Source organism: Acinetobacter amyesii, from assembly GCF_023499985.1.
Lineage (GTDB): Bacteria > Pseudomonadota > Gammaproteobacteria > Pseudomonadales > Moraxellaceae > Acinetobacter > Acinetobacter amyesii.
Genome location: NZ_JAMCOU010000035.1, coordinates 67,413 through 90,475 on the forward strand (window position 1 = coordinate 67,413; position 23,063 = coordinate 90,475).

The 23,063-nt window shown below is 40.2% G+C and carries 19 protein-coding genes; 6 read left to right on the forward strand and 13 right to left on the reverse strand.

All coding sequences use genetic code 11. From position 1 onward, the window contains the following. Position 1: 1 nt before the first annotated feature. The 4 genes from cyoB to ppsA form a co-directional block, all read right to left on the reverse strand. Entirely contained in the window at positions 2-1,990 is a 1,989-nt protein-coding gene (gene cyoB, locus M5F03_RS13020) for a cytochrome o ubiquinol oxidase subunit I (protein WP_078193968.1), read from the reverse strand. A 3-nt stretch (positions 1,991-1,993) separates the two neighbouring features. Next, positions 1,994-3,061, reverse strand: a complete 1,068-nt coding sequence (gene cyoA / locus M5F03_RS13025; RefSeq protein ID WP_078193967.1) for a ubiquinol oxidase subunit II — start codon at positions 3,059-3,061, stop codon at positions 1,994-1,996. 300 nt (positions 3,062-3,361) lie between these two features. Then, complete coding sequence (locus M5F03_RS13030) at positions 3,362-4,144, reverse strand: RDD family protein (protein ID WP_249708546.1); 783 nt, start codon at positions 4,142-4,144, stop codon at positions 3,362-3,364. 82 nt (positions 4,145-4,226) lie between these two features. Then, the gene (ppsA, locus tag M5F03_RS13035) at positions 4,227-6,605 is read right to left on the reverse strand and encodes a phosphoenolpyruvate synthase (protein WP_111884281.1); all 2,379 of its coding nucleotides are present in this window, start codon (positions 6,603-6,605) and stop codon (positions 4,227-4,229) included. Positions 6,606-6,758: 153 nt separating this feature from the next. Between ppsA and ppsR the strand changes: the two genes are divergently transcribed. Beyond that, positions 6,759-7,595, forward strand: a complete 837-nt coding sequence (gene ppsR / locus M5F03_RS13040; RefSeq protein ID WP_078193964.1) for a posphoenolpyruvate synthetase regulatory kinase/phosphorylase PpsR — start codon at positions 6,759-6,761, stop codon at positions 7,593-7,595. Between the two features lie 1,000 nt (positions 7,596-8,595). Here ppsR and M5F03_RS13045 read toward each other — a convergent pair. The 5 genes from M5F03_RS13045 to M5F03_RS13065 all read right to left on the reverse strand — a co-directional run bounded on the left by M5F03_RS13045 (position 8,596) and on the right by M5F03_RS13065 (position 12,568). Continuing rightward, positions 8,596-9,168: an NAD(P)/FAD-dependent oxidoreductase gene (locus tag M5F03_RS13045; protein ID WP_249708547.1), complete on the reverse strand. Its 573-nt coding sequence runs from the start codon at positions 9,166-9,168 to the stop codon at positions 8,596-8,598. 263 nt (positions 9,169-9,431) lie between these two features. Beyond that, complete coding sequence (yiaA, locus tag M5F03_RS13050; RefSeq protein WP_249708549.1) at positions 9,432-9,908, reverse strand: inner membrane protein YiaA; 477 nt, start codon at positions 9,906-9,908, stop codon at positions 9,432-9,434. Positions 9,909-10,137: 229 nt separating this feature from the next. Next, entirely contained in the window at positions 10,138-11,145 is a 1,008-nt protein-coding gene (locus tag M5F03_RS13055) for an LLM class flavin-dependent oxidoreductase (RefSeq protein WP_180162618.1), read from the reverse strand. A 177-nt stretch (positions 11,146-11,322) separates the two neighbouring features. Next, positions 11,323-11,850 (reverse strand): YMGG-like glycine zipper-containing protein, encoded by a 528-nt coding sequence (locus tag M5F03_RS13060; RefSeq protein ID WP_168377731.1) that lies wholly within the window; start codon positions 11,848-11,850, stop codon positions 11,323-11,325. Between the two features lie 289 nt (positions 11,851-12,139). Continuing rightward, positions 12,140-12,568: a glycine zipper domain-containing protein gene (locus tag M5F03_RS13065; RefSeq protein WP_078193959.1), complete on the reverse strand. Its 429-nt coding sequence runs from the start codon at positions 12,566-12,568 to the stop codon at positions 12,140-12,142. Between the two features lie 368 nt (positions 12,569-12,936). On the opposite strand from M5F03_RS13065, the gene prfA reads away from it, so the two are divergent. Together prfA and prmC are read left to right on the forward strand one after the other, a co-directional pair. Further along, positions 12,937-14,025 (forward strand): peptide chain release factor 1, encoded by a 1,089-nt coding sequence (gene prfA, locus M5F03_RS13070; RefSeq protein ID WP_078193958.1) that lies wholly within the window; start codon positions 12,937-12,939, stop codon positions 14,023-14,025. Next, positions 14,025-14,843, forward strand: a complete 819-nt coding sequence (gene prmC / locus M5F03_RS13075; protein WP_078188569.1) for a peptide chain release factor N(5)-glutamine methyltransferase — start codon at positions 14,025-14,027, stop codon at positions 14,841-14,843. Before prfA ends, prmC begins: the two co-directional genes overlap by 1 nt. Positions 14,844-14,958: 115 nt before the next feature. On the opposite strand, the gene M5F03_RS13080 is transcribed toward prmC, so the two are convergent. From M5F03_RS13080 to M5F03_RS13095, 4 genes are all read right to left on the reverse strand, one after another. Continuing rightward, on the reverse strand, positions 14,959-15,720 hold the full coding sequence (locus tag M5F03_RS13080) for an ABC transporter permease (protein WP_372491147.1): 762 nt from the start codon (positions 15,718-15,720) through the stop codon (positions 14,959-14,961). A gap of 70 nt (positions 15,721-15,790) precedes the next feature. Beyond that, positions 15,791-16,759 (reverse strand): aliphatic sulfonate ABC transporter substrate-binding protein, encoded by a 969-nt coding sequence (locus M5F03_RS13085; protein ID WP_249708550.1) that lies wholly within the window; start codon positions 16,757-16,759, stop codon positions 15,791-15,793. Positions 16,760-17,073: 314 nt separating this feature from the next. Beyond that, entirely contained in the window at positions 17,074-17,427 is a 354-nt protein-coding gene (locus tag M5F03_RS13090; protein ID WP_249708551.1) for a hypothetical protein, read from the reverse strand. 200 nt (positions 17,428-17,627) lie between these two features. Next, the gene (locus M5F03_RS13095; RefSeq protein ID WP_180063548.1) at positions 17,628-18,662 is read right to left on the reverse strand and encodes an AraC family transcriptional regulator; all 1,035 of its coding nucleotides are present in this window, start codon (positions 18,660-18,662) and stop codon (positions 17,628-17,630) included. 141 nt (positions 18,663-18,803) lie between these two features. Here M5F03_RS13095 and M5F03_RS13100 point away from each other — a divergent pair, with 141 nt between their 5' ends. The 3 genes from M5F03_RS13100 (at position 18,804) to M5F03_RS13110 (ending at position 22,983) form a co-directional block, all read left to right on the forward strand. Continuing rightward, positions 18,804-19,574, forward strand: coding sequence for a 3-hydroxyacyl-CoA dehydrogenase (locus M5F03_RS13100; RefSeq protein ID WP_180023513.1), 771 nt, complete (start codon positions 18,804-18,806; stop codon positions 19,572-19,574). Between the two features lie 318 nt (positions 19,575-19,892). After that, positions 19,893-21,029: an acyl-CoA dehydrogenase family protein gene (locus tag M5F03_RS13105; protein ID WP_249708552.1), complete on the forward strand. Its 1,137-nt coding sequence runs from the start codon at positions 19,893-19,895 to the stop codon at positions 21,027-21,029. Positions 21,030-21,339: 310 nt separating this feature from the next. Next, on the forward strand, positions 21,340-22,983 hold the full coding sequence (locus tag M5F03_RS13110; protein WP_249708553.1) for an AMP-binding protein: 1,644 nt from the start codon (positions 21,340-21,342) through the stop codon (positions 22,981-22,983). Positions 22,984-23,063: the final 80 nt, after the last annotated feature.

The window sequence follows — 23,063 nt, forward strand, 5'->3', positions numbered from 1 at the left end:
CTTAGTCCTTCTTCAAATGTTTTTCAAGAAGCGCGTAGCGTTCATTTTCAATACGTTCAACTTCTGCAGCTGGAACATAGTAGTCAACTTTCTTAGTGAAAGAAGAAACGATGAAGCTGATAATTGAAGCAATGAAAGTTACAACGACTAACCACCAGATATGCCAGATTAATGCGAAGCCCATAACTGTAATAAACATTGCAATTACGAAACCTGCCGCACGGTTTGTAGGCATATGGATGTCTTCGTATGTAGTTGGCTTAGCGTAAGCAACACCATTTTCTTTGTCAGTCCAGAAAGTATCAATACCATTGATCTTTGGAAGATAAGCAAAGTTATAGAATGGTGAAGGAGATGAAGTAGCCCACTCAAGAGTACGACCATCCCAGATATCGCCAGTAACGTCCATGTTGTCTTTGCGTTGAAGGAAACCAACAACAATTTGCATAACAAAACAGAAGATACCGATAGCAACCAATACAGAACCAAATAAAGCGATCGCTAAGTACGGATCCCATTCAGGGTTGTCATATGTATTCAAACGACGAGTCATACCCATGAAACCAAGGATATAAAGTGGCATGAATGCAAAGTAGAAACCGAAGAACCAGAACCAGAACGCTGCTTTACCCCAAGTTTCATTCAATTTCCAACCAAACATTTTTGGCCAGTAGAAAATGATACCCGCGAACATCGCGAACACTACACCACCAATAATTACGTTATGGAAGTGAGCGATAAGGAATAAAGAGTTGTGTACTAAGAAGTCCGCTGGTGGAACTGCCATTAATACGCCTGTTAAACCACCAATACCGAAAGTCACAAGGAAGCCAAGTGTCCAAAGCATTGGAGTTGTATAGGTGATGCGGCCCTTGTACATGGTGAATAACCAAGAGAAGATTTTCACACCAGTAGGGATCGCAATGATCATGGTCATGATACCGAAGAACGCGTTAACGTTGGCACCAGCACCCATTGTAAAGAAGTGGTGAACCCATACAACTAGTGAAAGAACACCAATTGCTACAGTTGCGTACACCATAGATTTGTAGCCGAACAACGCTTTGCGTGAGAACACAGCAGTAACTTCTGAGTAAATACCAAAAGCTGGTAATACCAAGATGTAAACTTCCGGGTGACCCCAAGTCCAAATCAAGTTTACATACAACATTGGGCTACCACCCATGTCATTTGTAAAGAAATGGAAGCCGAAGTAACGGTCAAGTGAAAGCATTGCAATAGTCGCAGTCAAAACTGGGAATGTTGCAACGATAAGCACTACAGTAACTAATGCAGTCCAAGTGAAAATAGGCATGTCCATAAGTTTCATGCCAGGCGCACGCATTTTGATGATGGTAACGAAGAAGTTAACACCAGTAAGAAGCGTACCTAAACCAGAAACCTGAAGTGCCCAGATATAGTAGTCTACACCTACACCTGGAGAGTATTCGATGCCAGAAAGTGGAGGGTAAGCCATCCAACCTGTTGCAGCGAATTCACCAATTGCAAGAGAAGCCATCATCAAGCCCGCAGCGCCGGCGAATAACCAGAAGCTAAGAGAGTTTAATAATGGGAATGCTACGTCACGTGCACCAATTTGAAGTGGTACAGCAACGTTCATTAAACCAACAACTAGACCCATTGCTACGAAGAAGATCATGATTACGCCATGGGCAGTAAAGATCTGGTCATAGTGTTCTGGGTGTAAGTAACCTTCACCGCCACCTTTTGCAAGGAACAGTTGAAGACGCATCATAATCGCATCGGCAAAACCACGCACAAGCATGACAATTGACACGAGGATATACATGATACCAATTTTTTTATGGTCTACAGATGTGAACCATTCGTTCCACAAGTAGCCCCATTTTTTAAAGTAGGTGATACCAGCAACAATTGCGATACCGCCAAGGATCATCATTGCAACAGTAACCAACACGATTGGGTCGTGTGGAATTGCATCTGGTCCTAACTTACCTAATAAGCTCATGTCTTATTCCCCTGCAACAGTCGCATGTTCAACGCCTGCATGAGCTTCAGAAGCAGCAGCTTCGTGTCCAACAGTAGCTGTATGATCAGCACCGTGGTAGTTGCTCATGTATTTGTTAATCACTGATTCGAACAATTTAGGTTCAACTGAAGAATAGTAAGTCACTGGGTGTGGCTTAGTAGGGTAAGGCTTCATTGCTTCAGCTAGAGCCTTCTCTTCAGGAGTAGTTGCTTTGGCAACTAAAACTTCGATCTGGTGTTTAGAACGGTTGCCGTCACGTAAGGTTGCAAATTCAGCTTGGTCTAAAACAGTTTTTTGAACCGCTTCAGGATTAACTGAAGAACCATTACCAGCTTTAACAGCAGAAACCCATTCAGCAAACTGAGCATCAGTCACAGCATGTGCACGGAAGCGCATTTGTGAGAAGCCATAACCTGAATAGTTAGAAGAGAAACCACGGAAGCCTTCAGCAGGACTAGTTTCATCAGCTAATAAGTTCAAGTGAGTTTGCATACCTGCCATAGCATAAATCTGACCACCTAACGCCGGAATGAAAAATGAGTTCATTGTGAAGTTAGATGTTAAACGAAGGCTTACAGGAGTTTTCTCAGGGAAGCGGATCTCGTTTACAGTCGCGATGCCTTGTTCAGGGTAGATGAAGATCCATTTAAATTGTTCAGCAATAACTTGAACAGTTAAAGGAGCTTTATCTGACTCGAGTGGACGGTAAGGGTCATACTTGTGGGAACCCCACCAAGTTAACCAAGCTAAAATAGCGATAATAATTACGGGAATACCCCAAACTACAACTTCAATTGCAGTCGAGTGTGCCCAAGTAGGTGCATAGTCTGCATCTTTATTTGACGCGCGATATTTCCAACCAAACCAAAGAGCCATAAGTGCTGATGGAATAACTACCAACAACATTAGGTAGATCGCAGTAAGCATGAGGTTTGACTGACCTTCAGCAACTGGACCTTTTGAGTTTAGAAGTACCATATCACCACCACACCCAGTTAAGAGTGCAGCGATCGCAGATAAAGACAATACAGCTAAAATTGTTTGTCTCATTTTACAACCTCGGTGAAGAGTCCCATTCCCTAATTTTTAAAATTGGGATAGCGAATAAAGTGTCGCATGATTGTGATTTTTCAGATATGAAAAAAGTTCACAATGATGTGACACCGCTACGTTGTAGGGCATTATGCCTGATATCGGCAAACTAAGCTATACATAAAGATGCTTTAAATGACTGTATTAAAACCCTATTTTGTTGGTCGGGATTGTGTTTTTTTTATCTGAATTTTATTTTAATTTCAATGTAATGCACAAAAAAGGGATGAGAAATTCATCCCTCAATAAAAGTGAAAGTTATTGGTTTATTACCTTGGTTTTTGCTAACTTGTCATGCAAAGTTTGACGCTTTTTGCCGAAAATAAAAACGGAATCAATGATTGCGCTTAAAGGCATCGATAAAAAGTTCAGAAAAATAAATAAAACACTACGTAAAGTGAAGCCACGCATGAGGTTTACAGGTTGGCTGGTTTCGGCATCTACGATTTTAATTTTGGTGATTTTTTTACCAATACTTTGACCAGATTTAGCAATCAAATACGCTTGAATGAAAAGCATAATGAAGAGGTAAGCAAACATTGCAATCCAAGCTTGGTTGGGAAACATTTCAATCATTTGTGTTTGTAATGTTTGTAAAACATTCGGATCAGCATTTGGGGTCATCACAGCTTGCATAAACTGTTCATTTAGATTGGCAAATTGTGTCTTTTCACTCGGATTAAAAAATGCCGTTAAGATAAAAGTAGCAGGTATCCAAAGCAGTAAATCAACGATCTTAGCCAAAACACGTTTAGGAATACTGGCTAGGCTAGTTTGCAATTGTACCGCTTGAGGCTGTGCGTAGGTGTTTGATGGCGTAGTTGCAGTTTGATTTGATTCGAATGCTGTCGGTGCTATATAACCTGCAGGCATATAAACCAACTGACCTTGAGTGAGTTCACCCAAAGCTTTCCATTCGGTCATACCTTGGTGCCAAACCAAGTCCGTGAGTAACACTTGTTGGCTCGCGAGCATTTGATTAAGTTGTTCTAAGGTGTAGGGACCAGCTTGTTGGTTATTTCGTGCCAAGTAAATCTGCATAAAACTAAAATCTCAAAAAACGTCTGTAAAAGTATAAATAAAAAAAAAGACCCACATGTGGGTCTTTTTTTAACACAGTTTATTAAGCTTGTTGAGCTTTTTCTTCAGAAAGGAAGAACCAAGTGTCTAATACTGAGTCTGGGTTAAGCGAAACAGACTCAATGCCTTGTTCCATTAACCATTTAGCTAGGTCAGGGTGATCTGAAGGGCCTTGACCACAAATACCTACGTATTTGCCAGCTTTACGACAAGCATGGATTGCCATAGAAAGAAGTGCTTTAACGGCTGGATCACGTTCATCAAATAGGTGAGAAACGATACCAGAGTCACGGTCTAGACCCAGTGTTAACTGAGTCAAGTCGTTAGAACCGATAGAGAAACCGTCGAAGTGTTCAAGGAACTGTTCAGCCAATAATGCGTTAGTTGGAAGTTCACACATCATGATCACTTTAAGACCGTTTTCACCACGTTTGAGGCCGTTAAGTGCTAACAATTCAATAACACGTTTCGCTTCAGCAACAGTACGTACGAAAGGAATCATGATTTGAATGTTCGTTAAGCCCATTTCGTCACGTGCTTTTTTCAGTGCGCGGCATTCAAGTTCGAAGCAGTCACGGAAATTGTCAGACACATAACGGCTTGCACCACGGAAGCCAAGCATTGGGTTTTCTTCTTCAGGTTCGTATAACTTACCACCGATTAAGTTTGCATATTCGTTTGACTTAAAGTCAGACATACGAACAATCACTGGTTTGTCAGCAAACGCTGCAGCAAGTGTAGAAATACCTTCAACTAGTTTTTCAACATAGAATTCGATAGGAGATGCATAACCCGCAGTACGTGACATTACAGCAGCACGAGTTTCACGTGGTAGGCTGTCAATATTAAGCAATGCTTTAGGATGTACGCCGATCATACGGTTGATGATGAACTCAAGACGAGCAAGACCAACACCTTCGTTAGGAATTTGAGCAAAGTCAAATGCGCGGTCAGGGTTACCTACGTTCATCATAATTTTGAACGGAAGTTTAGGCATAGATTCGATAGAATTACGTTGGATTTCAAAGTCCAAAGCACCTTCGTAAATAAAGCCTGTGTCACCTTCAGCACAAGAAACAGTCACTTCTTGACCGTCAGTCAATACTTCAGTCGCATTACCACAACCTACGATTGCAGGAACACCAAGCTCACGTGCAATAATCGCAGCGTGACAAGTACGGCCACCACGGTTAGTGACAATCGCAGCTGCACGTTTCATTACTGGTTCCCAATCTGGGTCAGTCATGTCAGATACAAGTACGTCGCCGTCTTGAACTTTGTCCATTTCTTTGATTGAAGTCACAATACGAACGCGACCAGAACCAATGCGTTGACCGATTGAACGGCCTTCACAAATCACATTACCTTTTTGCTTAAGCAGGTAACGCTCCATTGTGCCTACGTTTTGGCGGCTCTTCACAGTTTCAGGACGTGCTTGAACGATATAGATTTGGCCATCATCGCCATCTTTCGCCCATTCGATGTCCATTGCTGAACCGTAATGGTTTTCAATGATCAATGCTTGTTTAGCAAGTTCTTGAAGTTCGTGGTCATTTAAAGCGAATTGTTGACGATCTGCTTTTTCAACGTCTACAACAACTACTGACTTACCTGCAGCACCTTCCTCACCATAAATCATTTTTTGGTGTTTAGAGCCAAGGTTACGGCGTAATACAGCGTGTTTTCCTGCATTTAAAAGTGGTTTAGATACATAGAATTCGTCAGGGTTTACAGCACCTTGTACAACCATTTCACCCAAGCCATAAGAAGCTGTGATGAAAACTGCGTCGCGGAAACCAGATTCTGTATCTAGTGTAAACATTACACCAGCAGCACCTGTTTCAGAGCGAACCATACGTTGAACACCAGCAGATAACGCAACAACGTCATGTGCGAAGTTTTGGTGTACACGGTAAGAAATTGCGCGGTCGTTATAAAGTGAAGCAAATACTTCTTTAATCGCAATAAGGACGTTGTCGATACCACGGATGTTCAAGAAAGTTTCTTGTTGGCCAGCAAATGAAGCATCTGGTAAGTCTTCTGCTGTTGCAGATGAGCGAACGGCAACCGCGATATCAGGGTTGCCGTTTGAAAGAGCTGTGAAAGCCTCACGAATTTCTGTTTCAAGTTCAGCTGTAAGCGGAGTGTCTACAATCCATTGACGGATTTTTGCACCAGTTTCAGCAAGTGCATTTACATCGTCAACATTGAGTGCAGCAAGTTCAGCGTTAATTTTAGCGTTTAGGCCACTTTGCTCGAGGAATTCACGATATGCTTGAGCTGTAGTAGCAAAACCACCAGGAACAGATACACCAGCATTTGCTAGATGGCTGATCATTTCACCTAATGATGAGTTTTTACCACCCACGAGTTCTACGTCGTGTTTCCCTAATTTTTCTAGACCAATTACGCGCGCTTCCAAAGTTGTTACTCCACTTTTGCAGTATTAATCACTATCTTGGCATGAAATTATAACAAATTACTTAGCATTCTAAATTTACTAAGTGACAGTCATGTAAGATGGTTTACTATAAAGATTATATAGCACTAAGACAAATTTTGGAGGAGAATTTTAATGTCAGAAGGTAAACAGATTCAGCGTAGTGTTTTCTTTGTTTCGGATGGTACCGCGATTACCGCAGAAACACTTGGACACTCACTGTTAGCCCAGTTCCCTCATGTAGATTTTGACATTCATATTATTCCATATATTACCTCTGAAGAAGCAGCTACAAATGTGGTTGCAGAGATCAATCTTAGAGCGCAGCAAGACGGTCAAAAGCCTTTGGTGTTTGATACCCTTGTAGACCCGTATGTACGTGACATTATTAATACTGCAAATGCGATAAATCTTGATGTTTTTGAAGGGCTTATTAGTAAATTGTCGGACGAGTTGGGTACAGCTCCTACGACTTTAGTCGGTCAAACCCATGCAGTTACAGATTCTGAGTCTTATAAAGCACGTATTGATGCGGTGCATTTTGCTTTAGATAACGATGATGGGGCACGTACTCGTCATTATGATAAAGCAGATTTGATTTTAATTGGAGTATCACGTTCGGGTAAAACACCAACTTCAATCTATCTCTCTTTGCAATTTGGTATTCGTGTAGCTAATTATCCTTTGACAGAAGAAGATTTGGATGACAACCGTTTACCTGCAGTTTTACGTGAGCACAAACATAAGTTGTTTGGCTTGATGATTGATGCAGAGCGCCTTGTAGCAATTCGTTCAGAGCGTAAGGCCAATAGTCGTTATGCAAGTTTTAGTCAGTGCCAAATGGAACTACGTGCGATTGAAGGTATTTATATTTCTGAGGGAATAAAATACTTAAACGTGTCTGAAATGTCGATTGAAGAAATTTCTACACGTGTTTTACAAATGACCGGACTGAAGCGTCGCATTGGTTAAATGTAAATTGAGCCACTTTGGTGGCTCTTCTGATGATAATAAATTACTGTATAAATTATATAAAAATAGTATTAATTTCTGGTTTGTCATACTTTTAATGAATGATAAATATTTAAGATATTGATGAAAATTTTCCTCAATATTTAGACTTAAATTTTAAGCAATTTTTGCATTCATTTGTGTACCAATTCGATAAATTTCTTTGCCTGAAAATTTATAAAATATGGCCAAATTGACAGCACAAATCTTTTATAAAAATCCGTGTTTTGCTGTATTTTTATCTATGAATTAAGCCTGAATAATCCACTTGATATGAGTTGTGTAAATACAAGATTTAGCTGATATGGTTTAATATTTAATCAATTTTTCAAAAATACTGATTTAAATGCTAAAAAAATAGGCAGAAAATAGAATAAAAAATAATCAAACAGTTGCTTTTGGGTGCTAAATATAAAGAAATGGCACCATTTATTTAATTGATGTGAGTGAAAAATATTCAAATTGATAACATTCAGGCTTTAAAAGCTGATATGAAGTAATATTAAAATTGGATTTTTAGCTGTTATTTTCCTATTGAATATAGATTAGAACATAAGTAAATGTTGGCTGAACATGAGCATCGGTATAAATTTTCCAACTTATAGTTAGGGATTAAAAGAGTTGTGTAAGACAAAATTAAGTGACTGAAAAATTATTGGTTTGAAATAAAGTTTTCATGAAGAATTGATCATAACTATTCAAAAATCGCACCTCTATAAACTCGCTGTAGCTGCTGGTGCAGGTCGGATGCATGATTTAAGTCTGAGCGCTTAAAAAGCATGTAGCACGATTAAAGCTATTTTCATTTATAGATTTTTAAGAATCCTTAGCCTTATCGAATGAAAGTCTTCAATAAAGTAGGGGATCTACCAAAAGCCACCAAAGATGGCTTTTGGTGTTGTGAGTTTTGATTAGTCGGATAAATTTTATTAAATGTTATGTGAATATCATTTCATTGTAATTACTTTTCTTTAGGCTGGTTAGATTCGCTGCGCACAATGACATCACACTCAAACGTATGTTCATCTAAAGCCGTGATTGAATTACTCTGAATTTTCGCAATTGGCCAAGTGTTTAAGATGCAGTTGGGCTGCTGTAATGCAGCATAATAATGATCAGATTTTAGAAAAGTTTTATTTTGAATTGCGGTATTTGGACTGAGTAAATGTCTTAACCAATGATTCGGCACTTGATCTTCTAAAAAGCGAATCGCCAAAATACTCTTAATACGATTGCTAAATAAACGTCGATTTTTTGCAATCAGTGGATGTTGGATTAATTTATTCAGTAGACGTTCGGTGCGTGGTAAGACAAATTGCGGTTTGATTTGATAGACCATGATGTTATCTGCAACCTGACATAGATGGTGCAATTCAGAGACCACATGCTGATCTATCCCAATAATTGCGATTTTTTGCTTCTTAAAGTCATAATCTTTGATCTGTTCTGAACGGATGATCGTTCCACGAAAGTGTTCAAAATCCTCTAGATGATTATTAAAAATATGGTGGGTTGCATCCTGCTTGTTGGCCATATTTATTCCTTGTCTTTTCTTTTTTTAGTTGAGTCTTAGATAGGAATATATTCTGTGATGGGCCAGTTGGGGTAAAGCGTTTTTTCAGTCTGATGAGTCATGCAATTTGTCTAGAATTGATTTGCTTGGCCCTTGTCATTTATACATTTCTAGGAGTGAACTGATTTTTTTATGCGTTGTAGTTCATTAACCGCTCAAGCAGATCGATAAAACAATGAGCGACCTGCATGAACAGCTTTTGAGATCTATAAATTTTGTGAGTTTTAAAGTGGTTCATCATCTGGTGAGTTATAGTCAAGCTGACTCGTGGTTGAATGTTTAAGTTCGGGTTGGTCGGTGTGTGTACGTAAATAGTCCATATCACGAATATTTTTTTGAACAGCAACTGCACCAAACAAACTCATTAGGAAAGCCATCATGTAAAAACCTTTTTCACTTAATGCCAGTTCAGCATTCCAAAGGCCAATGGCAAGAAGTACAAGGCAAATAATGACGGATGCCCAGCAAAGTCCGAAGTAGATTGCAGTGACATGCATTCCTTCTAAACGGTCACGAATGATTTTTTGTAGTGAAACCGATGAAAATAATCCATAGAGCAATAAAATGAGATAAAAGCCTTTTTCATTCAACATCATATTTGCATTGAATAAACCTATGCAAAACACCACAGCGCCTAAGATCAGTGCACACCAACTTGCTGCGGTAAATGCGGGTGTGGGTTTATTAATATATTGGCTCATCTGCTTATTTTTCTCTTTGTTTTGCTTATGTTTAATATTTATACAGTAATAAAAATGAGTAAAGCAATTATTTCGTTGAGGCAATGATGGTTTTTAAGTGTAGCTTTAGTAAATGTTAGCCAAAGCATTGTTCTCGGTTGTATCCGTCTAAAAGAGCCACAAAAGACGTAATCGCAATTCTGGCTTTAGACGGATCAAACGCTTGGATTAAATCATCAAGCTTAGGGTCTTAAGCTAGATCATTTTTGATTTGCATTAAACGTTCGAAATTTTCAATGCGCTTATCGGTATCGTAAATGTCGCAGGTGAAAATAAATTCATCAACGTCATATTTAGTGAGTAGGTTTTCTAAACCTGCTCGAACGGTTGCATTTGAACCGACTTGTCCCATAGCGTAGAAATTATCAACAGACAGCTTTTCTGCAGCAGACCATAAGCCTTGCATACTGTCGACCGGAGCTTTGAGTTTTAAACTTTGACCACGCATTAAACCTAAAACCCGTTGGTAAGCACTCGTTGCTAGATATTCTGCTTCTTCATCTGTTTCAGCAACAACCGTTGGTACGCCCATAGACACATAAGGTTGATCTAAATATTCGGATGCTTGGAAATTTTCACGATAGAGCTGAATTGCTTGTCCAAGCATGCGTGGTGCGAAATGTGAAGCAAATGAATAGGGTAGACCTAAACGTGCAGCGAGTTGTGCACTGAATAAACTTGAACCTAGCAGCCATACGGGAACATGTGTATTTTGTCCCGGTGTGGCAATGATGCGCTGGTGAGGTTCAGGTGCTTTGAAGTATTGTAAAATCTCAAGAACATCTTGTGGAAATTGATCTTCGGTTTCCTGACGGCCACGGCGTAAAGCGCGCATGGTGGTTTGGTCAGTACCTGGTGCGCGACCTAAGCCGAGTTCAATACGGCCGGGATATAGCGTTTCAAGCGTGCCAAATTGTTCAGCGACAACCAAAGGTGCATGGTTGGGCAACATAATCCCGCCTGAACCGAGCTTGATGGATTGTGTATTTGCTAAGAGATAACCGAGTAAAACCGCAGTTGCAGAACTTGCGATGCCATCCATATTGTGGTGTTCGGCTAACCATAGACGCTCATAGCCAAGTTGTTCTGCTTTCTGTGCTAACTGGAGTGCATGTTTGAGTGAAAATTCGATGGTTTTATCATCTCGAACAGGTGCGAGTTCAAGTATTGAAAATTTTGTATCGGCTAGAGTACGCATGTTTTCTCTCAGAGATCTTTATATCGAAATAATACGATATAAAAAGCTGAATGTATATCGAATAAATTCGATATGGTGTGGGGCGGTGTAAAAAGACAACTTTAGATATATCTAAACTTTTTTATATACAAAAAAAGCACCCGAAGGTGCTGATTTTTTTCCATTGAAATATATCGATTAACGTTTACCGTTTTTGTACCAACCTAAGTGACGACCATTGTCTCCACGGTAGCCTCGGTCGTTGTAGCTGTAATTATTGGTACGATAGCCACGGTTGTTATAACGACGGTCATAGCGATCATCATAACGACCATTATAACGGTCATCATAGCGACGGTCTTCAGACACTTTTTTACCTAGTGCAGAACCACCGGCTGAACCAAGTGCAGCACCGATATAACCACCGTTTGTGCCGCCCATGTTTTTACCTACGGTATAACCACCTGCGCCACCAAGTGCACCACCAATGATGGCACCATTACGGTCACGTTTGTTCGCCGATGCTGCAGCACCTGCACCGCCACCAATTGCTGAACCAATCATTGCGCCAGTTTGGCCGCCAACTTGGTTACCGATTGCTGCACCAACAACACCACCTAAAGCAGATGTTAATGCAGTATTGGTGCTATTACCTGCATGTGTTGCAGTCATAGTAAGTGCTGAAGCGGCAATTGCTGCACTGAATAGAATTTTATTAATTTTCATTTTTAAACTCCTTACGAAGCATGATGTTTATCTGTTGATATCAATATATGAAAATACATAGCGAATATTTGGAGCTTGATGTGAAATAAAATATGTGTTCCGTTGCTGCAATGTAAATTTTGCACTTTATTTCTACATGATTGATGACTTGGTTGGAGGGAAGGCAAATCTAAATATTTATCAGGAGCAATAAATAAAGTTGTATTTATCATTTGAAAAAAGGCGATACATAAAAAAGCACCCGAAGGTGCTATTTTCACTATTCAATAAGGACTCACTAATTTTTGAATTAGTGACGACGACGGTAACGTTTTTTGTATTTACGTTCTTGGTGTTTGTCGTAAGCTTTATCTTTAGAGATTTTATTACCTAGAGCAGCACCGCCAGCAGCACCTAGTGCAGAGCCGATGTAACCACCGTTTGTACCGCCCATGCTTTTACCAACAGTATAACCTGTACCACCACCTAAAGCACCGCCGATAGCAGATTCTGTACGGTTGCGTTTATTACTTGCTACCGCAGCACCACCAGCACCACCAAGAGCGGCACCAATTGTAGCGCCGGTATTACCGCCCATGTTTTTACCAATTGCAGTACCTGCAACACTACCTAATGCACTAGCTGCAGCAACGCGTGTTGTACTATCTGCATTTGCAGACACAGTGAACATAGAAGCAGTTGCTAGAGTGGCTGTCATTAAAAGAGTATTCAGTTTCATAGTTCACTCCATGTCCTTCATAAACGCGAGGACTTTTTCATAATCATTTCGATGGCAGTAAATGTAACAAAACTATTCGCTATAAATATGGAGAGCTTTCTCTTTATTTGGTGATTTGAGTGTCTAGTTTGTATAAGTTTTATTAATATTGTGAAAAAAATGGTCGAATGCAGAAAATCTGTACGACTTTGTGGAGAAAGGTAGGAGTGATGAATTTCACACTTTCTTATTTCGGGTCATTGATAGGCCAAAAAACAATATATATGTCATTTCAGACCCATTATCGGTACACTAGCCCCATTATTTTGAATTTTGGCATATCCGTGAAAGTTTAGCGGTAGAGCCTGTGTATTGAGATTTTTTGAAAAATGAAAGAATCGTTACGTTTACGATTAGATCAGCTCTCTGACCGTCACGAAGAATTAAATGCATTACTCGCAGATGTAGAAGTCATTTCAGACAACAAACGTTTCCGTCAGTTGTCACGTGAGCATAGTGATTTATCTGAAATCACTGAAGTTTGGAAAAAATACCGTCAAGCTGAAGAAGATATTGAGACTGCTGAAGTGATGATGACGGATCCAGATTTTAAAGAGATGGCCGTTGAGGAAATCAAAGAAAATAAAGCTTTGATTGGCCAGCTTGAAGCAGACTTAAACATTCTGATGATTCCAAAAGATCCGAATGATGCGAACTCTGCTTATTTAGAAATCCGTGCCGGAACAGGTGGTGACGAAGCTGCAATTTTCTCGGGTGACTTGTATCGCATGTACAGTAAATATGCTGAATCACAAGGTTGGCGTATTGAAGTGTTGTCTGAAAATGACGGCGAACACGGCGGTTATAAAGAAGTGATTTGCCTCATCAATGGTGAAGGCGTATATGGTCGCTTAAAATTTGAAAGTGGCGCGCATCGTGTACAGCGTGTGCCTGCAACTGAGTCACAAGGTCGTGTTCATACTTCGGCATGTACTGTTGCGATTTTGCCGGAAGTTGATGTAGACACTAGTGTTGAAATTAATCCTTCAGAATTACGTATTGATACCTATCGTGCCTCTGGTGCGGGTGGTCAGCACATTAACAAAACTGACTCTGCTGTACGTATTACCCATATTCCAACGGGTACAGTTGTAGAATGTCAGGACGAACGTTCACAGCATAAAAACAAAGCCAAAGCGATGGCGCTGTTGGTTTCTCGTTTAGAAAATGCCAAACGCGCAGCGGCAGATGCCGCGACGTCTGAAATGCGTCGTGACTTGGTGGGTTCTGGTGACCGTTCTGAGCGTATTCGTACCTATAACTATCCACAAGGTCGTATGACTGATCATCGTATTAACCTAACACTGTATAAGTTGGATGCAGTGATGGAAGGTGATTTGACTGAATTGCTAGATAGTTTGCATCGTGAATATCAAGCCGATCAGTTGGCGTTATTAGCACAGCAGAATGGTGGCTAATGAATATTGCACAGGCTTTGGCCTATCGTGGTGAACCTGAGAGTTATGAACGTCAGGAAAATGCGTGGTTGTTAGAGCATATCACCAAGATTGATTCTTTTGATTTAATCATGAAAAAGGATCAAGAATTGACGGCAGAACAAGAACAACTGTATGTCGACAGTCTTACTCGTATTGCTGCGGGTGAGCCTTTGGCTTATGTCACAGGTTCTCAGCCATTTTGGACGCTAGACTTAAAAGTGACTAAAGATACTTTGGTGCCACGTCCTGATACGGAAGTACTTGTTGAAACTGTACTGCGTTTAGAACTTCCTGAAGATGCTCGTGTGGTCGATTTAGGAACAGGAACTGGTGCTGTAGCGTTATCATTAGCCAGTGAACGTCCAGATTGGTCAATTGTGGCTTCAGATATTTACGAACCTACATTGGAAGTCGCTGAGTTTAATGCCAAAAAGCATGATCTTGAACATGTGCAGTTTGTCTTAGGTTCTTGGTTGAAACCCTTTGGTCGTGCTTTCTTTGATGTAATTGTGTCAAATCCGCCGTATATCGATGCTGATGATGTACACATGAAGGATTTGGCAACAGAGCCTGAACGTGCTTTGGTTGCAGATAATCATGGGCTTGCAGATCTTGAACAAATCATTCTTCAAGCCAAAAAACATTTAACCGTGAATGGTTGGGTGGTGCTCGAACATGGTTATGACCAAGGGGAAGCAGTCAGACATTTGTTCTTACAAGCTGGTTATCGAAATGTTCGGACTGTAAAAGATTATGGTGGCAATGACCGTGTCAGCTTAGGTCAGTGGCAACATTGATTTGGTATTAGAGAAATAGTCAAAAATAAAGCGCATCGAATGCGCTTTATTTTTTTGTTTTTCAATTCACATGTGAGCGTTTGTATGTGTGCATTTGCAAGTGTAGAAAATAGGTTTACTTCACCACATCTCGCCAACGCAATAGATATTGTTCTAGATATTTCATCAGGCTATCGGTGATTTTCCCTAAGAGTGCCAATAGAATAATGGCGATAATCACGATATCTGGACGTGAGGTTTCACGACCATCACTGAGCAAATAGCCAATACCTTGCGTGGCTGCAATCAGTTCGGCAGCAATCATAAACATCCACGCCAAACTTAAACTATTGCGTAAGCCTGTAAGTATACCCGGCGATGCAGCAGGTAAAATAATCTCACGAATCTGCCTGAAATATTTCAAACGATAAACTTGTGCAACTTCAATGAGTTTTCGGTCTACACCTTGAATCGCTGCAACGGTATTGGTATAGGTCGGGAAAAAAGCACCTATGGCAATGAGGGTGATTTTTGAAGATTCATCAATACCTAACCATAAGAGCAGTAAGGGAATCCACGCCAAACTGGGGATAGATTTAATTGCTGAAAATGTAGGTTCCAAAAATGCTTCGGCTTGTTTGTTCAAACCGACTAAGAGTGCAAAAATCAGAGCAAGTCCGCTACCAATAAAAAAGCCTAAAAATACCCGCCAAGTACTGGTCCAGATATGCTGCCAAAGTTCACCTTCAGATAACTCTATAAATGACTGCCAAAGACTACTCGGAGCGGGGAGTAGATAGGGTTCGATAACACCATTTTTGACCAAGATTTCACATAGCAGCAATAAAACTACAGGTAGAGCAAGACCTTTTAAAATCAAGATCAACTTGGGTTTTATATGGTTTGATGAATCGGAAGCGGTCGAAACCGCTGTATCGATTTTGGGTTGAGTCAGTGATGATGACATGTTATTTCACAACCTTTTTCGCATAACGTGCTTCAAAAAGTTGATCAATGACTTGATTGACATTGGTTCCTTTACGAACTAAATCTTCTTCAGTCAAAATCGTGCCAGATTTCTTTAAGGCCGCAATGTGTTTAGCTGTTGGGATATTTTGATCAAAGTTGGTACGACTTAACTGCAGCTTGGCAACAGCCAATGGAAGCTTGGACTCACGTGCTAATAATTCGGCTAATTTATCTGGATTGGCTTTGGCCCATTGTCGTGCTTGTTCATAGGCTTTAATCACAGCTTCAACGGCTTCAGGACTTTGCTGGCTAAATTGTTGTTTGGTACTTAAAACACTATAGCTGTTAAAACCCACATTTCTATACAGCAAACGTGCGCCTGATTGTACTTGTGCAGATGCCATGAGTGGATCTAATCCCGCCCATGCATCGACTTGACCACGTTCTAAAGCTGTTTTTCCATCAGGATGTTGTAAATGTACCAATTGCACATCACGTTTATTGAGGCCGACTGTTTCCAAAGACTGCAAAGTAAACATGAATGGATCGGTTCCTTTGGTCGCCGCAATTTTTTTGCCTTTAAGCTCTTTCAGGCTTTTAATCGGAGAGTTTTTTGCCACAAGCAATGCCGTCCATTCAGGCTGTGACTGTATATATACGGTTTTAATCGGACTGCCATTGGCACGACTCAAAACGGCTGCAAGTCCTGCTGTTGAGGCAAAATCCACACTGCCACTATTGAGATATTCGAGTGAGCGATTACTACCTTGGCTAAAGACCCATTTAATTTGTGTTTTGGGTAATGCTTTTTCTAAGAGTTTTTGTTCCTTCACCACTAAACTGGTCGGTGCATAGTAGGCATAATCCAGTTTAAGTGTCGAAGGAATAGCAGCAAAGATAGAGCTACTGAATAGGCTGAATGTCAGCGTAGAAAAAATTAGTTTTGAGCTTTTAAATAGGGAAGTCATATCGTTCACAATCAAGTGTTGAATTATGAGCACATAGATACGACGGAAATATTTCAGAAACAAAACAGAATAAATGCTAAGAATAATAGAAATCGAGATAAGCGTATAAATCAAATATAGGTATTTGATTTAAAATACTTTATTGGATTTAATTGTGATGAAATTTCGTTATATAAATTAATGTGTAAACTTGTATGAAAAATGCTTAGATATTTTAGTGTAAAGAATATTCAAAAATTATAGTGAATTACAGACTTAAAATAACTTTTCCAATAAAAAAGCAGCTTTCGCTGCTTTTTATATGTGATCAATACTTACATTGGGTAGTCTTGTAAGCTATCGAAAACTTCAACTTGTTCTAAAGCTGATGTTTCTACTGCAAGACAGTAAGCAATAATTTTTGCAGTTGCATTCACTAAATTTTCATCTTTTGGATTTGCACCTGCTTGAATTGCTTCAATGTCATCTGCTTGGATATCCAGTGCATGAGCAACTTCAACTGCATTTTCAGTGCTAAAAAATTGTGAGATTAAATTTTGCAAATCGATATCTGCAACAGTTTTAAGCTGTTCATGAAACAGGTCATCAATTGCGTCAATCTGAGTGAAAAGAGAATCTGAAAAGTTTTGAACAAGTTGTTGTTCAAGAACATCAATCATCTTAAGCATAGGAAAGCCTTTCAAGGAGATGCAGGAGAATTGGAATATAAAAAAGCAAAGTGCTTTAAATTGAGTGAAAAATAACCTAATTAGACTAAAGTAGCAATCGCTCAATGATGAATGGTCAGTCTATTTATTGAATATTTTTAAGTTATTGATTTTCTATTAATTAGATGAATATTCAATTTATAAATAGCGAATATCAAATTTTAGGCCTTGAATTCAGGCGCATTATTTTGTCGATACGCACCGGGACTGACGCCTGTCCATTTTTTAAAAGCCCGATGGAAAGCACTCGGATCATGAAAATTCAGTTCTTCACTGATATCTTGCAAGCTTTTATCGGTATGGGTTAAAAAATCGATGGCAGTATCACGTCGGATATCATTTTTGAGTTGTTGATAACTCACACCTTCACTTTTAAGACGGCGATGCATCGTGGCTTCCGACATATTCATTTTGACCGCCAACTCATAAAACTCTAACCATTCGGCAGGAGGAACGTCTAACAGTTGTTTACGAATTTGGCTGCTGAGCGCATACGGGTTTTTAAAGCGTACCAAAAGGTTTTCAGGTGTTTGTTGTAAGAATTGATACCACGAACGTGTGTCTTGCTTGATTGGTAGACTTAAATAACTGGCATCGAGCTGTATGTAGTTTTGACTGGCTTGGTAATGAATATTTTCACAGAAGCGAACTTTATAGTCATGATCATCAAGCGGTGCATCACATTTTAATTGGATTTGGTTTAATAAAATCCGTTGACCACTCAACCAGCACAGTAGCGTATGGATGAGCATTAAATATGTGGCATAGCTGAACATGCGTTTAGGCGTTTGTTGGTCATAGATCACGATATAAGCAAAGTGATCTTCAATGGTTAAATCACTATGCAAGTCATCTAAAACCAGATTTAAAAATTGTAAGATTTGCTTAAGTGCATCCCCCAAGGTACTGTTGTGCATGACCATTTTCGACAGTAGCTTAAAACTGCCACGTCGCATGGCATGCCGATCCATGCCAAAAAATTCATCATCCATCACATCTGCAAGATGAGTCCATAAAGCCGCATATTGAGAAACAGAAACTCTGGTTTTACGCGATAGCAGTAACTCTGAGGGAATACCCGCCTTTTGTAAAATAGCAGAAATATCAAAGCGCTTTTTTTGCGCATCGTGTAATGCTTCATGCACCAAGTCGATAGAAATCGTCCCTTTACTGTATTCGAGTCCATGCTTCGGCATATGTGCGGATAGGTCCTTGTTCAGAATTGTCCAAATACATCAGAAAAGATGCAACATTTGGAAATTGTACTGAATAAATTCTCTGTTTACTCTGCATCTTAAGTCGAATTTAAAACAAGATATCGTAAATAGGGAAATGCTATGGACATTAAAGGAAAAGTTTTCGTCGTGACCGGTGGTGCATCGGGTTTAGGCGCTGCGACAGCAACACATCTGATTGGCTTGGGTGCCAAAGTGATTATTGTGGATATGAATCATGAGCATGGCGAAGCAATGCAACGTCAACTGGGTGATCATGCGAAATTTGTTCAATTGGATGTTACCGATGAACAAGCGGTCGGCTCTTTCTTTACACAAGTTGAAGCGGAATTTGGTCAACTCAATGGATTAGTGAACTGTGCAGGTATCGCACCCTCTGCAAAAGTTTTAGGTCGTGACGGATTACATGATTTGGCGATGTTCCAAAAAGTATTAAATATTAATGTTTCAGGCACATTCAACATGCTGCGCTATGCGGCACAACTGATTGCTAAATATGAATTAAAAGCAGGTGAAGAAGAGCGTGGCGTGATTGTGAATACGGCATCGGTTGCGGCTTTTGATGGTCAAATTGGTCAGTCGGCTTATGCAGCATCAAAAGGGGCAGTGGTTGCAATGACATTACCTCTTGCACGTGAGCTTGCACGTGAATCAATCCGTGTGATGACCATTGCTCCGGGCATTATGGAAACGCCGATGCTCAAAGGCTTAGCACAAAATGTACAAGATGCTTTGGGGCAAATGGTGCCATTCCCTCCACGTTTAGCAAAACCACAAGAGTTTGCAAAATTAGTGACGCATATTTTTGAAAATGCTTATCTCAATGGCGAAGTGATTCGTCTTGATGGCGCGATTCGTATGCAGCCTAAATAGTTATTTATTAAAACTGCTTATTCAGGCTTCTACGACGGAGTCTGATCGAGAATAACTTTGTTGACAGTAGCTCATCCCGTTACTTTTGTTTCGGCAAAAGTAACCAAAACCATTGTCATTTGCAAAACTCGTCATCAAGCATGTATTGATTTATAGGTCGTAGAAACATTAGAGATTAATGGCGTCTTGCCTCAGACAGTTGCAAATGACGTCGTCGTGTATCCAACTTTGCTTTATACAGCCAAAGTATTTTTAATTCCGCAGTTATCCAAAATTTAAAGCTATACGCGCTATAAAAGATTTAGAAAAGGAAGTCTCATGATTTTAAATGATGAACAAAAAATGGTTCAGGACATGATGCGAAGCTATTCGCAAGAAAAACTGAAACCAACGGCAGCAGAGCGTGACAAAACGGCAGCATTTCCTGCACAAGAGCTAAAGGAACTTGGTGAGCTAGGTGCTTTAGGCATAACGGTTTCGGATGAATGGGGTGGTGCAGGTTTAGACTATGTGTCTTTGGTTGTTGCCTTAGAAGAAATTGCTGCTGGCGATGGTGCGATTTCGACGATTGTCAGCGTACAAAACTCACTGCCATGTGGCATCACGCAGCGTTATGGTACAGAAGCACAAAAAGAAAAATACTTAAAAAAATTAGCCACAGGCGAATGGTTGGGATGTTTTTGCTTAACAGAACCACAAGTGGGTTCAGATGCGAGTGCGTTGGAATGTAAAGCGGAGCGTGATGGTGACGAGTGGGTGTTAAATGGCACCAAGCAATTTATTACCACAGGAAAACATGCCCAAGTAGCCTTGGTTTTTGCGGTAACGGATAAGTCTGCAGGTAAAAAAGGGATTTCGTGCTTTTTAGTACCAACGGATGCGCCGGGTTATATCGTAACGCGTTTAGAAGACAAAATGGGTCAGCATTGTTCCGATACAGCAACTATTGTTTTAGATGACTGTCGTATTCCTGCGGATAGTCTTTTAGGCCAAGAGGGTGAAGGCTATAAAATTGCCTTATCGAACTTAGAGTCAGGTCGAATTGGTATTGCAGCGCAGTCTGTGGGTATGGCCCGTGCGGCATTAGATGCAGCCGTTGAATATGCCAATGAACGCAAGGCATTCGGCGTAGAGATTGTTCAGCATCAGGCCGTGGCATTTCGCCTCGCGGATATGGCTACCCAAATTGAGGCGGCTCGCCAATTGATTTTCCATGCAGCGACGTTAAAAGATGCAGGTTTTCCATGTTTAAAAGAAGCCTCGATGGCGAAACTTTTTGCATCGACGATGGCTGAACGGGTGTGTTCAGATGCCATTCAAATCCATGGAGGCTACGGTTATGTATCTGATTTCCCAGTTGAACGCATTTATCGTGATGTACGTGTCAGCCAAATCTATGAAGGTGCATCGGACATTCAACGTCTGGTGATTGCACGTGCAGTCACCAAAGGATGATTGATTAAAAAATAGACTTTTGTCGATGTTCAAACCCTGCAATGGTATTGATGGTTATGGAAATTGCAGGGCACATCCAAACATGGTTATCTAGGTATAGACAGTCTAAGAATAGGTAATTTACGAATAGATTGTCGAAGAGTATAAGTTTCAAAACTAAAAAACCGACATTGCAATCGGTGTATAGAAAAGCAGTAAAAGCGGATGTGGCAAAGGAATCGTCACTAGTACGCAGCGGTACAACAACAAGATCAATAAACCTCAAAGTCTTGCACTTTGAATCATAGAGAACAGGATAGGAATTGTCGTCATGAAGACACTAGAACAAGCATATCGTGATTTTAATTTTGAAAAAATGGTTGCAGAACAATTGGTCGGTACGCCAAGTTCAATCAATGCTTATGATGAATGTTGTGGGCGCTATGTTGGGCAAAATCGAACTGCACTGATCTGGGAAGGTAAAAATGGTGAATCTGAACAATGGACTTTTGAGCAATTAGATTTAGCTTCTGCACAATTGGCAAATTATTATCAGCGCATTGGGCTAAAAGCAGGTGATTGCATTGCAGGTCTATTACCCCGTACTGCAGAGTTATTGATCACCGTATTGGCAACATGGCGTATAGGGGCAATTTATCAGCCTTTGTTTACGGCATTTGAGTCCAAAGCGATTGAGCATCGGGTGCAAACTGCGGGAACAAAGCTGATTGTAACCAACACTGAGCAACGATCAAAAGTCAATCATATTGATTTACCAAATATTTTAACCGTGCATGCTGATCAAGCAATTCAGACAGATCCTGACTTTTGGTCAGAGCTGCAACTTCATGACACCACATATAACTCAGTACCACGTTCATTTGACGATGAATTTTTAATGATGTTTACATCGGGAACGACCGGTTTGGCCAAGTCTGTACCTGTGCCACACAAAGCGTTATTGGCATTTAAAGGGTATATGACACATGCGGTTGATTTGCGTGATGAAGATTCATTTTGGAATTTGGCAGATCCGGGTTGGGCTTATGGTTTGTACTATGGAATTGCAGGGCCATTAAGTTTAGGACATAGCATTATTATGGATGAACGTGCTTTTAGTGTTGATCATGCACTTCAAGTCATCAAAAAATATAAAGTCAGTAATTTGACCGGTTCACCAACGGCATTTCGTATGTTCTTTGGTTTTAAAGAAAAATTTGATGAATCCCTAAAATCACATTTACGGGTTGTGAGTAGTGCAGGAGAGCCACTAACGCCCGAAGTGATTCAATGGTTTAATCACGATTTAAACGTCAATATTTATGACCAATATGGGCAAACAGAACTCGGTATGGTGATTGCAAATCATCACGCTTTAGAACACTACAAAAAAGTGGGTTCAGCCGGTTTTGCTATACCGGGTCATCGTTTCGCGGTGCTCAATAAAGACCACCAAGAAATTGAACGTGGTGGAATTGGAACATTAGCATTAGACTGGTCGCAATCTCCACTCATGTGGTTCACAGGCTATGGTGGCAATAACCGTAAAGCCTTTGTCGGGAACTACTATTTAACCGGTGATACCGTTCGTTTAAACGAAGAAGGCGGCATTGATTTTGTAGGTCGTGCAGACGATGTCATTACAACGTCAGGCTATCGTGTTGGGCCTTTCGATGTGGAAAGCACATTATTAGAATGTGAAGAGGTTTTAGAGTCGGCAGTTGTTGGTAAGCCTGATCCTGAGCGGACTGAATTGGTCAAAGCTTTTGTGGTATTGAAACCACAATATCAAGCAAGTTCTGAACTCATGGATAAACTACAAGCCTATGTACGATCTCGTTTATCCAAGCATGCTTATCCAAAAGAAATTGAATTTGTGGATGGGTTGCCTAAAACATCGAGTGGAAAAATCCAACGTAATTTGTTGAAGCAACAAGAAGTGGCCAAAGCGCAATTAATTCAAAAGGTCAGTTGAGTCAATTTATATACGCAAAAAAGGCTGCTTGATGCAGCCTTTTTGAAATTGATATTTGAGCTGGTGAAACCATTCATTCG